At 74.2% G+C, this 12,259-nt stretch carries 13 protein-coding genes; 4 read left to right on the forward strand and 9 right to left on the reverse strand.

All coding sequences use genetic code 11. The features are described 5' to 3' along the window. Nucleotides 1-7: 7 nt before the first annotated feature. The 6 genes from AC1UE4_RS01455 to cofD form a co-directional block, all read right to left on the reverse strand. A complete protein-coding gene (locus AC1UE4_RS01455; RefSeq protein WP_482915445.1) occupies nt 8-616 on the reverse strand; it encodes a TetR/AcrR family transcriptional regulator in 609 nt (202 codons plus the stop codon). 18 nt (nt 617-634) lie between these two features. Further along, nucleotides 635-1,198 carry an NADPH-dependent FMN reductase gene (locus AC1UE4_RS01460; RefSeq protein WP_482915446.1) on the reverse strand — a complete coding sequence of 188 codons (564 nt, stop codon included), beginning with the start codon at nt 1,196-1,198 and terminating at the stop codon, nt 635-637. A 4-nt stretch (nt 1,199-1,202) separates the two neighbouring features. After that, nucleotides 1,203-1,736 carry a YceI family protein gene (locus AC1UE4_RS01465; RefSeq protein ID WP_482915447.1) on the reverse strand — a complete coding sequence of 178 codons (534 nt, stop codon included), beginning with the start codon at nt 1,734-1,736 and terminating at the stop codon, nt 1,203-1,205. A gap of 141 nt (nt 1,737-1,877) precedes the next feature. Further along, the gene (gene cofE / locus AC1UE4_RS01470; RefSeq protein ID WP_482915448.1) at nt 1,878-2,603 is read right to left on the reverse strand and encodes a coenzyme F420-0:L-glutamate ligase; all 726 of its coding nucleotides are present in this window, start codon (nt 2,601-2,603) and stop codon (nt 1,878-1,880) included. Beyond that, on the reverse strand, nt 2,600-3,184 hold the full coding sequence (gene cofC / locus AC1UE4_RS01475) for a 2-phospho-L-lactate guanylyltransferase (protein WP_482915449.1): 585 nt from the start codon (nt 3,182-3,184) through the stop codon (nt 2,600-2,602). The genes cofE and cofC overlap by 4 nt, the downstream gene beginning before the upstream one ends. A 21-nt stretch (nt 3,185-3,205) precedes the next feature. Further along, entirely contained in the window at nt 3,206-4,132 is a 927-nt protein-coding gene (cofD, locus tag AC1UE4_RS01480; protein ID WP_482915450.1) for a 2-phospho-L-lactate transferase, read from the reverse strand. Nucleotides 4,133-4,160: 28 nt separating this feature from the next. Between cofD and AC1UE4_RS01485 the strand changes: the two genes are divergently transcribed. From AC1UE4_RS01485 to AC1UE4_RS01495, 3 genes are read left to right on the forward strand one after another with little or no spacing between them, the layout of a single operon-like run. Then, entirely contained in the window at nt 4,161-4,529 is a 369-nt protein-coding gene (locus tag AC1UE4_RS01485) for a thioesterase family protein (protein ID WP_482915451.1), read from the forward strand. An 11-nt stretch (nt 4,530-4,540) separates the two neighbouring features. After that, the gene (locus tag AC1UE4_RS01490; protein ID WP_482915452.1) at nt 4,541-5,461 is read left to right on the forward strand and encodes a hydroxymethylglutaryl-CoA lyase; all 921 of its coding nucleotides are present in this window, start codon (nt 4,541-4,543) and stop codon (nt 5,459-5,461) included. Next, on the forward strand, nt 5,458-6,672 hold the full coding sequence (locus tag AC1UE4_RS01495; protein WP_482915453.1) for a M20/M25/M40 family metallo-hydrolase: 1,215 nt from the start codon (nt 5,458-5,460) through the stop codon (nt 6,670-6,672). Before AC1UE4_RS01490 ends, AC1UE4_RS01495 begins: the two co-directional genes overlap by 4 nt. Here AC1UE4_RS01495 and AC1UE4_RS01500 read toward each other — a convergent pair. After that, nucleotides 6,656-8,641: a calcium-binding protein gene (locus AC1UE4_RS01500; protein WP_482915454.1), complete on the reverse strand. Its 1,986-nt coding sequence runs from the start codon at nt 8,639-8,641 to the stop codon at nt 6,656-6,658. The genes AC1UE4_RS01495 and AC1UE4_RS01500 overlap by 17 nt on opposite strands. A gap of 105 nt (nt 8,642-8,746) precedes the next feature. Here AC1UE4_RS01500 and AC1UE4_RS01505 point away from each other — a divergent pair, with 105 nt between their 5' ends. Continuing rightward, nucleotides 8,747-9,637 (forward strand): 3-hydroxyacyl-CoA dehydrogenase family protein, encoded by an 891-nt coding sequence (locus tag AC1UE4_RS01505; protein ID WP_482915455.1) that lies wholly within the window; start codon nt 8,747-8,749, stop codon nt 9,635-9,637. A gap of 6 nt (nt 9,638-9,643) precedes the next feature. On the opposite strand, the gene AC1UE4_RS01510 is transcribed toward AC1UE4_RS01505, so the two are convergent. After that, nucleotides 9,644-10,882 (reverse strand): hypothetical protein, encoded by a 1,239-nt coding sequence (locus tag AC1UE4_RS01510; RefSeq protein ID WP_482915456.1) that lies wholly within the window; start codon nt 10,880-10,882, stop codon nt 9,644-9,646. Between the two features lie 47 nt (nt 10,883-10,929). Then, entirely contained in the window at nt 10,930-12,204 is a 1,275-nt protein-coding gene (locus AC1UE4_RS01515) for a hypothetical protein (RefSeq protein ID WP_482915457.1), read from the reverse strand. Between the last annotated feature and the right edge of the window lie 55 nt (nt 12,205-12,259).

The following is a 12,259-nucleotide window of genomic DNA, read 5'->3' on the forward strand; positions in this document are numbered from 1 at the left end:
CGGGCGCTCAGGCGGCCGCGTAGCCGGCGACCTGGCGGCGCCAGCCGGCCTTCAGCCGCTCGAGCGGCATCCCCTCGACCCGGCGCAGGTGGAGGAACAGCGCGGGGGAGAGGCTGTGCAGCAGCAGCGCGGCGCAGAGGCCCGCGTCGGCGTGCGGCGCCGCCTCGGCGAGCAGCACGGTGATGTGGGTCCGGTAGAACGCGATCGGGCCGGTGCCCCCGCGCCAGCCGCCGCCCACCTCGGCGGCGGCGAGCAGATCGGCGTGCTCCTCGAGCACGTCGAGGTAGGACTCGCCGAACGCGGCGAGCCGCTCCAGCGCCGGCGCGCCCGGACCCAGGGGCGCGTCGCCGCGGATGAGCTGGTCCTGGAAGGCCCGCTCCTGCTCGCCGAGCAGCGCGATGGCCAGGCCCGCCCGGTCGCCGAAGCGCCGGTAGATCGTGCCCTTGCCCACGCACGCCGCCTTCGCGACGTCGTCGACCGAGACGTGCTCGATCCCGCGCTCGGCGAAGAGCTGCTCCGCCGCCGCGAGGATCTTGATCCGGTTGCGCGCGGCATCCACGCGCTCGGTCACCTCGGGCGCCGGCCCCGCCATCGGGAGCATGAGGTCGTCGGTCACGGCGCCCATCATCTCCTCCTAGGCGGCCGCCGTGTCCTCGACCGGCGCCTCGACCTCGCGGACGAGGCCCTGCATGAGCTCCTCGAGGCGGTTCGCGAGCTCCGGGTCGACCAGACCGCCGTCCTCGTCGAAGGCGGTGTCGGCGAGCCCGACGGGCAGCTCGTCCTCCAGGACCCGCGCGCCCATGGCGTTCAGGACCTTGCGCGTCTCGGCCTGCGCCCAGACCGCGCCGAAGAGGCCGGTGCTGGAGCCGATGACGGCGACGGGCTTGCCGCGGAAGACGTTCGTCTCGAACGGGCGCGAGGCCCAGTCGAGCGCGTTCTTGAGGACGCCCGGGATCGAGTGGTTGTACTCGGGGGTGCTGATCAGGACCGCGTCCGCCGCCTCGACGGCGTCACGGAGGACCTGGACGGACGGCATCGCGTTGAAGCGATCGTCGTCCTCGCAGTAGGGCGGGACGTTGCGCAGGCCGTCGAACAGCACGAGCTCGGTCCCGGACGGCAGCGTCTCCGCCGCCGCCCGGATGAGCTTCGTGTTGTGCGAACCCCGGCGCAGGCTCCCGGAGATGCCGAGGATCCGCATCGAACTAGGCCTGGTCGGCGACGAGCGAGATCTGGACGTCGAGCTCGACCTCGTTGGCGAGCGCGTTCCCGCCGCTCGGCAGCGGGGCGTTCCAGTTCATGTCGTACGCGGTGCGGTCGATGGTCGCGGTCAGGTTGAGGTGGCCGCGGGTGTTGCCGAACGCGTCCTCGGCCGGCGCGGTCCAGTGGCCCGTGGCCTCGACCGGGTTGGTGATGCCCTTGATCGTCAGCTCGCCCTTGACGGTCGCGGTGCCGTCGTCGTTGAGCTCGACGTCGCTGGAGCGGAACGTGACCTCGGGGTGGTTGGCCGCGTCGAAGAACTCGGGCGACAGGACGTGAGCGCGGAACTGCTCGGGCTGCGTGATCGAGATCGACTCGACCTTCGCGGAGCCCTCGAGGGTGCCGTCGGCGAGGCGGGCGTTGACCTCGGTGAGCGTGCCGCGGTAGAGCGAGACGCCCTGGTAGCGGACGGCGAAGCCGAAGGAGCTGTGGACCGGATCGGCGGTGTAGGTGCCCTGGAGCTGGGTGGCGGTGGCCATTGGGGTGTCCTCCCGTGGAGTGGAGACGCTTGGGGTTCCGAAACCGGACTGTGGTCCGGTTGCGTATGCAACTGTAGCACGAGAAACGGACCTCGGTCCGCTTCAGGACGTTGCACGCGCAACTGGGCGCGTTGGAACTCGTCAGGCGAAGAGGTCGTCTTCGCGGGCACGGACGAGCGCGGCCGCTCCCGATCCGTGGTCACCGGTCAGGTAGCGGTCCAAACCACGGATGACGACGGCGGGCTGGCCTCCGGCCTTTGAGCGGGCGAGATCGGCGGCCGACGCGACCTCGTCGGCCAGCGCGATCCACGTAGCCCTCAGCTCCCGGCCCGTCCGGTCCGCGCGGCCGCGCCAGTCGTCGAGCGGCTGGAGCCCCGCGATGCCGATCGCGACGTCCGCCTGGCCGTGGCGCCAGGCGCGCCCGAACGAGTCGGTGATGACGACGCCGACGTGGAGGGGATGGAGCTGCTCGCGCAGCTCGCGGGCGGAGTGGTCGGGGTCGCGCGGGAGGAGGACGAGCGTCCCCTCGTCCGTGTTCGACGCGTCGACGCCGGCGTTCGCGCAGACGAAGCCGTGGTGGGTGCGGCAGATGAGCACGCCGCGCTCGGCCCGCACAACCTCGGCGGTCTCGTCGAGCACGACCTGCACGTGGCGCGGGTCGTCCTTGCCGAGCTCGTTGGCGAGGTCGATCGCGCGCATGGTCGGGGTGACCGTGTCCAGCGAGACGACGCGGCCCTCGGCCTTCGAGACCGCCTTGTGGGCGAGCACGAGCACGTCGCCGTCTGCGAGGTGCGGGCGGACGAGCGCGGCGAGGTCGTCGCCTTCGCGGATCTCCGGGAGGCCCGGGATCGCCGCGGCGCTGATCACGCCAGCGACACGAGCTGGAGGTCCTCCGGCGTGTCGACGTCGAGCAGCAGCGCTTCGACCGCGTCGATCGTGCAGGGGACGCCGGCGCCGGCGGTGAGCCGCTCGTGCCGTTCGCGGCTGCCGGGCCCGAACGCGGGCCGGATCGCGCGCGGCGGGTGGAGCAGCAGCGCGTTCGTGCCGGTCCCGTGGCGGTCGGGCACGACGACCACGCCCGGGCGGGGGTGGCGGTCGACGAGGCCGTCGACGTCCGCGGCCGTGAGCAGCGGGCAGTCGCCGGGGACGAGCAGGACGCGGTCCGCGCCGAGCTCCTCGGCGCGGGTGATGCCGAGCTCGGCGGCGCCGGAGTGGCCGAGCGGGACGGGCTCGTCGACGACGACGAAGCCGTTCGCGATCGCCGCGTCGCGCGCCGCCGGATCGGCGGTGACCACGACGACGTGGTCCAGCCGGGCGGCGTGAGCGAGCGCATCGAGGACGTCGCCGACCATGCCGCGGACGAGCGCCGTCTTGTCCGGGACCGAGCCGAGCCGCGACTTCGCGTGCGCGAAGCGCTTGACCGGCAGGACCGCGACGGTCGTCGTCACCGGGCCGAGGCTACCGGGCCCCTACCGGTCGAGGCCTTCGGCGAACGTGAGCGTCTCGCGTGCCACGCGCTCGCGGTTCTCCGCGTCCGCCATCCGCGTGTCGGTGCGCAGCGCGGGGATCGGCAGCGCGACGTCCTCGTCGGTGACGATCCCGTCGAGCAGCCCGGCGTACGTGCTCGTGATGCCGGGCGCGTCCATCGTCTGGCCGGTGTGCGCGAGGAACGCCGCGGTCGGGCCCTTCAGCACCTCGCCGTCGACGATCGGGCTGACGGCGACGATCGGCGCAGGCGACTCGTCGAGCGCCTCGCGGATGCCCGGCACGGCGAGGATCGGGCCGATCGAGATGACGGGGTTGCTCGGCCCGATGACGATGGCGCGGGCGCGCGCGATCGCCTCGAGCACCTCCGGCGACGGGCGCGCGTCCTCGATCCCGTCGAGCGCGACGTCCTCGACCGGTCCCTCGCCGCGGCGGCGGATCATGAACTTCTGGAACGGCCACCACTCGCCGCCCGCCTTGACGCGCGTGCGCACCGGCTTGTCGGTCATGGGGAGGACGCGGGCCCCGAGGTCGAGGGCGAGCCCCAGCTCGTGCAGCGTGTCCGTCAGCCGCGCGCCCCGCTCCATCCGCCGCTTGCGCTTGAGGCAGATCGCGAGGTCGCGGTCGCCGAGGTTGAACCAGATGTCGTCGCCGAGCTCGCGCAGCTGCTCCATCACGTTGAACGTGTCGCCGCGCAGGCCCCAGCCGCGCTCGTCGATGCGATCGGCGAGCCAGAACGTGATGAGGTCCGGGTCCGGCGAGACGTACGCGCCGTAGATCTCGACGTCGTCGGCGGTGTTCGCGACGACCACGAGCTCGTTGCGCCCGAGGACGTCCAGCATCCCGCGTGCGAGCTTCGCGCCGCCGGTGCCGCCGGCGAGGACCACGACCGGTGCGCGCGAGGGGGCCATCGAGGCCGCGAGTGTAGGGTGCCGCCCCGTGAGCGGACCCGAGGGCGCGACCCGCACCGACAGCTTCAAGGCCGAGGACCACCTCCTCACCGACGTCGGCGGGACGCTCCCGGTCAAGGTGCTCTCGACGCCGGGGATGATCGGGATGATGGAGCGCACGGCGGCGATGCTCGCCCTAGAGCACCTCCCCGACGGCCAGGCGACCGTCGGCTTCGAGGTCTGCATCAAGCACGTCGCGGGCGCCTTCGAAGGAGCCGACTGCACCGCCACGGCGACGCTCCGCGAGGTCGTCGACGGGCGCAAGTGGCGCTTCGACGTCGAGGTGCGCGAAGGCGGCCGCACCCTAGGTGTCGGGACCCACGAACGCCGCGTGGTCCAGCGGGCCCCGGCGTCCTAGCATCGTCGGTCGTGAGCGAGCTTCCATCGTCGGTGCGGATCCGCGAGGTCGGGCCGCGCGACGGGTTCCAGAACGAGCCGGAGGTCATCCCGACCGACGCGAAGGTCGAGCTCGTCAACGGGCTGGCGCGGACCGGGCTGAAGCGGCTGGAGGTCACGTCCTTCGTGCGCGCGGACGTGATCCCGCAGCTGGCCGACGGCGCCGAGGTGCTGGCGCGGATGGACGTGCCGGACGATGTCGACGTCACGGTGCTCATCCCGAACGAGCGTGGCCTCGACAACGCGCTCGCGCAGCGCGACCGGTTCGACGAGGTCAACTGCTTCCTCAGCGCGTCGGAGACCCACAACGCCAAGAACGTCAACCGGACGATCGAGGAGTCTCTGACCGGCCTGGAGCGCGTGCTCGGGCGGGCTCGTTCCGAGGGCCTGCGGGCCGAGGGCGTCATCGCGGTCTCGTTCGGCTGCCCGTACGAGGGGCAGGTCCCGCGCGAGCGCGTCTGGTCGATCGCGCGGCGGCTGCGCGACGCGGGCGCGGAGGAGATCGCGTTCGGCGACACGACCGGGATGGCGAACCCGCTGCAGGTGCGGTCGTTCTTCCAGGAGGCGCGCGCTGAGCTCGGCGACGACGTCGAGCTGACCGCGCACTTCCACAACACCCGCGGCCAGGGGCTCGCGAACGTGCTCGCCGCGCTGGAGGGCGGGTGCTCGTCGTTCGAGTCGAGCTTCGGCGAGCTCGGCGGCTGCCCCGTTCCGAAGGGCGCCACCGGCAACATCGCCACCGAGGACCTCGTCTCGATGCTCCACGAGATGGACATCGAGACCGGCATCGACCTCGAGGCCGTCGTCGCGATGGCGCGCCGCGCGCAACAGGTGCTCGGCCGGCCGCTCGGCAGCCACACGCTCGTCGCCGGGCCCGTGGTCTGGAACGGGTGAGCGACCCCGCCACCGGCGCGACGACCGCCGTGCGGACGGCGATCTCCAAGGACGTCGCCGCGCTCGCCGCCCTGACGCGCGACTCGGCCGGACCGGGCGAGCGCGCCGCCGCGGACCTCTCCGCCGCCCGTCTCCGCGAGGCGGGCATCGAGGACGTCGCCGTCGAGCGCTACCGCTGGCCCCGCACCTACGCGCGGACGCACCTCCTCCACGCGCTCGCCGGCCTCGGCCCCCGCTGGCTCTCCGCCCTCGCCGCCGTCTCCTACGAGCTGGAGTCGAGCGGCCGCTTCCAATGGCTGCCGCGACTCCTCCCGAAGGGCGAGGGCGCGAACGTCGTCGCGAAGATCCCGCCGCGCGCCGCCGCCTCGACCGCCGCCGCCGGCGATGGTGCCCCGCCGCGCGCCGCCGCCTCGACCGCCGCCGCCGGCGACGGTGCCCCGCCGCGCGTCTCCGCCTCGGCCGGGCCGCTCCGGACGGTCGTCCTGGTCGCCCATCTCGACGCGCAGAAGGCCGGGTGGATGTGGTCTCCGGCGATCATCGAGGCCGGCCGGAAGGGGCGCGTGAAGCGGCGGGCGATGTCGCCGGCGTCGCTGCCGTTGCTCGTCGGGCTCGCGCTGCGGCTGCGGCCGGTGGCGCTCGTGAGCATCGCGGCGATGCTCGACACGCTGCGGCGGCCGACGGTGCCGGGGGCGAACGACAACGCGAGCGGGGTCGCCGGGGTCCTCGAGGTGGCGCGGCGGCTGGCGGCGGATCCGGTCGAGGGCGTCGAGGTGGTCGTGCTGCTCTGCGGTGCGGAGGAGGCGGGTATGGGCGGGATGCGCGCGTTCCTCGACGCGCATGCGCTCGACCCCGCGACGACGTTCGTGGTCGGGCTGGACACGGTCGGCTCGGGCGAGCCGATCCTCGCCCGCGCCGAGGGCGCGCTCCTCGGCCGCTACCGCGAGGCGGACCTCGCCGCGTTCGAGACGGCGGTGCGGCGCGAGGGCCTCGAGCCGCCCGAGCGGTGGCGGGTCGGCGCCTGGACGGATCCGGTGCTCGCGAAGCACCGCGGCATCCCGGCCGTCTCGGTCCTCAGCGTGAACCCCGAGACCGGGATGTACACGCGCTACCACCGCATGGACGACCTGCCCGAGCACGTCGACGTCGCCTGCGTCGAGCGGTGCGCGCGGCTCGCCGAAGCGGCCGCGCGCGGGCTCAGGCCTTCCGCCTGAGCACCTTCGTCCCGGCTCGCAGCGTCACCGCGGTCCGCGTGCGCGGCAGCGAGACGACGACGCCGCGCAGCTTGCGCAGCGAGACCCGCCGCTGCTTGCGGCCGACCGTCAGCGTCCCCTTGCACGTCCCGGTCGCGCAGACGACGGCGAGCTTGCGCCCGGCCGCGAAGAGCCGTAGCGGCCCGGCGGCGCCGATCGCCTTCGCCCTCGCGCCGAGCAGCTTCCGCGCGACGCTCGCCGGAGTGCCTGGCACCGAGGCGCCAGGCACGTTGGTGCCAGGTACCGGGGTGCCTGGCACCGAGGTACCAGGCACCGTGGTGCCTGGCCCCGAGGGGGGAGACGGCGCGGGCGGGGAGGAGCCGTCGGACGCGGTGCCGCCGGGCCCGGAAGCGGAGCCGTCCGAGCCGTTGCTCGAGCCTGCCGGGGTGGGCGGGGCGGCGGCGACGGGGACCGACCAGTCGGTCTCCTGCCAGTCCGACCCGGCCGCGTTCCCGACGTCGAAGCCCGCGTAGATCTGGCGGCCGACGTCGGCCGCGGTCAGCGTGTAGCTCGGGCCGTTCGGGCGCTGGATGCACTGGTCAAGGTCGCCGTCCTCGCTCTGCTGCAGCGCGTCCTCGTACGCCGCGTCGGTCAGGCACGACCACCACTGGACCGTGAGCGTGCCTGGATCGCCGAGCACCTCGACGGTCGTGGTGCCCAGCGTCTTGCCGGCCTTCAGCTCGCCGGTCAGGGCGGGCTGCGACGCGAACACCGACGCGAGCGTCTCGCACCCGGCCGGCCGCGGCGTTCCCTCGAGCGCGACGTCGATCCGGGCCCCGTCGACGCCCTCGCCGCAGTCGACGGACGCGTCGGCATCGCCGTCGCGCGCCTCGATCCGGTCGTCGCCCGGCCCGCCCGACAGCGAGTCGGCGCCCGCGGCGCCCTCGAGGACGTCGGCGCCGTCGCCGCCCTCCAGCATGTCCGCGCCGCCGTTGCCCCAGAAGCGGTTCGGGCCGTCCGCGCCGGCGAGCTGATCGTCGCCCGCCCCGCCGATCGCGGACTCGATCCCGTACAGCGCGTCGTCCTCGTTCGAGGCGATGTCGCCGTTGTTCGTCGTCCCTCCGGCGTCGGCGAGCACGACGCGCTGCGCGCCCGGGCGGTTGTACGCGACCCGGTCGCCCCAGCCGTCGTCGTCCGTGCCCTCGGCTCCGCCGTAGATGACGTCGTTCCCGTCGAGTCCGTTCTCGCTGTAGAACGAGTCGCTGCCGTCCTCGCCGACCATCTCGTCGGGACCGCCGCCGCCCCAGAAGGAGTCGTTGCCGGGGCCGCCCTCGAGGCGGTTCGCGCCGCTGCCGCCCCGGATGGTGTCGGAACCTTCGCTGCCGACCACGTTCTCGAACGCGCCGAGCGCGTCGTTCTCGGTCCACGCGCCCTGCCCGCTGACGTCGTACGCGGACGAGATGTCGGCCCGGACGCCCTCGTCCGCGCCACGGTCGAACAGGAACAGCACGGTGTCGCCGCCCAGCACGTGCGCGCCCCCGTTCATCGCGTCGGCGCCGCGGCCGCCGTCGATCACGTCGTCGCCGCCCTGGCCGTTCAGCGCGTCGTCGCCGCGCCCGCCGGTGAGCGTGTCGTCGCCATCGCCGGCGCGCACGACCCGGCGCACCAGCGCGTCGCTGACGGACCCGCGGAAGACGTCGTTCCCGGGCCCGAGCTCCGCGACCACCGTGTCGAGCCCCGGGCAGCTCACGACGCCGGCGCCGGCCGAGGAGCAGCCCGCGCCCGCGAGCAGCGACGAGGAGCCGTGCTCCCGCACGACGAGCTTGCCGTTCTCGAGCTCGACGCTCAGGTCGTTGACCTCTTCGGCGGCGGAGCTGACGTGGACGTACGTGCCGTCGACGGCGGCGGTCGCGGCGGCGTGGGCGGACGGGGCGAACGCTCCCAGCGCCAGAGCGGCGAGCAGGAGCGGACGGAGGCGGCTTCCGGGCATGCGAGCACCATCGGCGATGCGCCGCGGGAGCACATCGGGGGTTCCCCCAGAGTTCGGTGCGACCCGAAGACCCCGGGCGGCACCGGTCTCGTACCGTGGCGCGCCATGGATCCGATCAAGCGGCTCGGCGTCGTCGGCGCCGGGCTCATGGGACACGCCATCGCGCAGGTCGCCGCCCAGTCGGGGCAGGACGTCGTCCTGCGCGACATCGACCAGGCGGTCGTGGACAAGGGCATCGCGGCGGTCGAGCAGCAGCTCTCGCGCGCGGTGCAGAAGGGAACGCTCGCGCAGGAGGACGCCGACGCGACGCGCGGGCGCATCCACGGCACGACCGACCTCGACGCGCTCGCCGACCGCGACATGGTCCTCGAGGCCATCCCGGAGGTGCTCGACCTCAAGCGCGCGCTGTGGGCCGAGCTCGACGGCATCGTCCGCCCCGAGGCCGTCTTCGCGACGAACACCTCGGCGCTCAGCGTGGTCGAGCAGGCGTCGGCGACCCAGCGTCCCGACCGCTTCGTCGGCCTGCACTTCTTCAGCCCGGCTCAGCGGATGCCGCTCGTCGAGGTCGTGCGCGCGGTGACGTCGAGCGACGAGACCGTCGACGCCGCCGAGGCCTGGGTCACGAGCATCGGCAAGACGCCCGTCCGCACCCGCGACACCGCGGGCTTCATCGTCAACCGCCTGCTGGTGCCGTACATGGCCGACGCGATCCGCGGCTTCGAGGAGGGGATCGGGACGATCGACGCGATCGACGCGGCGATGAAGGGCGGCGCCGGCTACCCCGTCGGGCCGCTCATGCTGAACGACCTCGTCGGCCTCGACACGCTCATGAAGACCTGCGTGAACATGTACGACGAGCTGCGCGAGGAGCGCTTCGCCCCGCCGCCGACGCTGCGCAAGATGGTCGCGGCCGGGTGGCTCGGCCGGAAGGCCGGCATGGGCTTCTACGATTGGTCCGGCAGCGACCCCGTCGCAAACCCCGGCCTCGGCCGCTGAGCGCAGCTACCTGCGCGTCAGCCGCCAGACGCGCAGGTCGACGCTCGTCGCGCAGAAGTCGTCGCGGAAGTCGCCGCAGGAGCCGTCGCTGGGGTCGTCGGTGCCGTCCTGGTAGGCCTTCCCGACGACGATGATCCTGTTGCGGCGGTCGACGAGCACCTGCCGGCCCTCGGCCGCCTCGTGGTCCTCGGGGCGCGGCAGCCCGCGACGGCCCCGGCGCCCGAACCGGGGATCGCGGTAGCCGTTGCTCGCCGTCCGCATGACGATCGGGAACGTCGAGTTGCCCGGGCTGACCAGGAACACCGCGCGCCGCGCCCGGTCGAGCGTCACGTCCTGGATGTCGCCCGAGCCGGACCCGGGGCCGGCGAGCGCCCATCCGTTGTCGCCCCAGCTGGTCCAGCGCCGTCCGCTGCCGCCGAACGCCTGGATCGCGGCCGAGGTCCCGAGCTCTCCGTACGCGAGGATCATCCCGTCCGGGCCGACGCGCACGCCCCGCGGAGCGAGCGCGAGCGTCACCCAGCCCGCCCTGCCGAACGTGTAGTCGACGGTGCCGGCGTGCGTGTACCGGAGGAGGATCGCGTAGGGCCGGGCGTAGGTGAAGTCGACCGTGGCCACGAGCAGCTTGCTTCCCGGCGCCGTTGCCAGGCCGGCGATGACGCACGAGGGCCCCGTCGGAACGAACTCGCAGGGGTCGATGACGCCGCCGGCCCCGAAGGCCGTCTTCGCGCTGCCGTCGGGAGCGATCGCGTGGACCTTCTGGTCGATGTCGGTGACGTACGCACCGCCTTCGGCGCGGATCGCGGTCTCGCCGATCGGGCCGGGGATGAAGCCGGGGTGGTGGAGCTGGCGGACCGAGCGCCCGCCGGCGGACATCGACGCCAGCGACACGGCCGCTTGGTACGTGTCGAACGCGCGGCCCGCGAGGCGGATCGAGCCGTTCGGACGCCGCGTCATGCCGAAGACCGCGGTGGAGAAGCCCCGCAGCCGCGCGATGCCGCGCTTGCCGAAGCTTCGGTCGAGCCGTCCTCGCGTCGTGAACCGAGCGACGCCGGGCTTGTCGCTGCCGCCCGCCACCACGAGCCGGCCGTTGCGCTGGAGGAAGGCGGTCGTGCCGCCGTCGACCCGTGTGGTGCCGGCGAGTCCGCGCGTCCCGAAGGAGCGATCGAGGTCGCCGGGGCGCGCCACGGCGAGCGGCGCGGTGAGCAGCAGGACGGCGAAGGCGACGAGGGCGGTGCGCGCGAGCATGGTGGCTCTTGAACGTTCAGGGAGCGAGAAGGTTCCGACGGCCGGCATCAGCGACGCGATTCCGCGGCGGTCCGGCTCCTCATCCCGCGCCACACGAGCCGCCAGTGGCCGCTCGCGGCGCGTAGGCGGACGACGAGGTCGTCGTCGGCGCGGGTCGTGGCGAGGGTCCGCCAGTGCCCGTGGGCCAGGCGGCGCTGGATCGCCACCGTGCCGTCGCCGCCCGGACCGGCGGGGCGGACGCGGCCCCAGACGGTCACGGTGCGACCGCGCCGGACGGCCCAGACCGGCAGCCGGTACGCCGCGTACGCGGGCTTGGGCCGCCCGCTGCGGAACCGCAGGCCGCTCTGGAACCCGCCGTTGGCGAGCTCGTCGTACAGGAGGTACTGAGGGACGCTCTTGATGCGCGGGCGGGCGCGAGCCATCCACTCGAGCTCGTTCATCCACATCGCCTGGCGCCCGAGCGGGACGCCGAAGAGCACGTCGGGCGGCGAGGTCTGCCAGCCGCCCTCGGTCAGGTGCACGGGAAGGCCCCGCGCCAGGCGGACCAGCTCGCCGAGCTGCCCGACTCCGAGCTCGCCGGGCAGGCCGCGCGTCCGCGGCGCCGCGCTGCCGCCGCGCGTGTAGGCGTGATGGGACAGACCGGTCGCCGGGACCCGCGGGCATCCGCGGCACAGCAGCGCCCGCAGGAACGGCGCCGGCATCATCGGCGTCGTCGCGGTCCGGCCGGTCACATGGCCGATCGGCGCGGTCTCGCCGACGAGCAGCTCGTCGCCGCCGTGCCCGGTCGCCCGCAGCGCCCCGGCCGCCGCGAGGACGAGCCGCCGGTAGCGCCCCGGCGACGCCGGCCGGCGCCGCACGTACTGCGGGCGGAGCCAGCGCGGGTTGTTCGGCTCGTTCCAGATCGCCCAGTGGCGCTGATCGGGGTACCGGCGGCCGAGCGCCGTGACGAACCGCCCGAACTCCTTCGGGTCGAACGGCGACCGGCGAGGGCCCGGTCCGGTCGGCGTCAGCAGCACGTCCATGCCGCGGGCCGTCGCCCCCGCGATCACGGCGTCGAGCGCGCCCAGCGGGTAGGCGTCCGGGGCGGCCGCATCGAAGCCCGGCGGTCGGCGCGCGGGCGCGTAGTCGCGCCACACGACCAGCACGCGGATCGCGTCCACGCCCAGGGCCCGCATGTCGTCGAGACCCCGCTCGCGCGCGAGATCGCCGGAGCGCAGCAGCAACGCGTCGTCTTCGAAGATCGACCGCGGCGCGGGCGCGGCGGCCGCGGCCGCGGGGAGGAGGCAGGCCAGGAGCGCGGAGAGGAGCAGGGCACCTCGCACAGCGAACCCGGAACGGTCGGGGCGCTCCGATGTTGCGCGGCGGTGGTGCGCGGCG

This window comes from Parviterribacter kavangonensis (genome assembly GCF_056863335.1).

What these genes read in the sequence shown, in the direction of transcription:
- AC1UE4_RS01460 (WP_482915446.1), bottom strand. Translation starts at nt 1,198, where the DNA reads ATGCGGATCCTCGGCATCTCCGGGAGCCTGCGCCGGGGTTCGCACAAC.
- AC1UE4_RS01465 (WP_482915447.1), bottom strand. Translation starts at nt 1,736, where the DNA reads ATGGCCACCGCCACCCAGCTCCAGGGCACCTACACCGCCGATCCGGTC.
- cofD (WP_482915450.1), bottom strand. Translation starts at nt 4,132, where the DNA reads ATGGCCCCCTCGCGCGCACCGGTCGTGGTCCTCGCCGGCGGCACCGGC.
- AC1UE4_RS01500 (WP_482915454.1), bottom strand. Translation starts at nt 8,641, where the DNA reads ATGCCCGGAAGCCGCCTCCGTCCGCTCCTGCTCGCCGCTCTGGCGCTG.
- AC1UE4_RS01505 (WP_482915455.1), top strand. Translation starts at nt 8,747, where the DNA reads ATGGATCCGATCAAGCGGCTCGGCGTCGTCGGCGCCGGGCTCATGGGA.
- AC1UE4_RS01510 (WP_482915456.1), bottom strand. Translation starts at nt 10,882, where the DNA reads ATGCTCGCGCGCACCGCCCTCGTCGCCTTCGCCGTCCTGCTGCTCACC.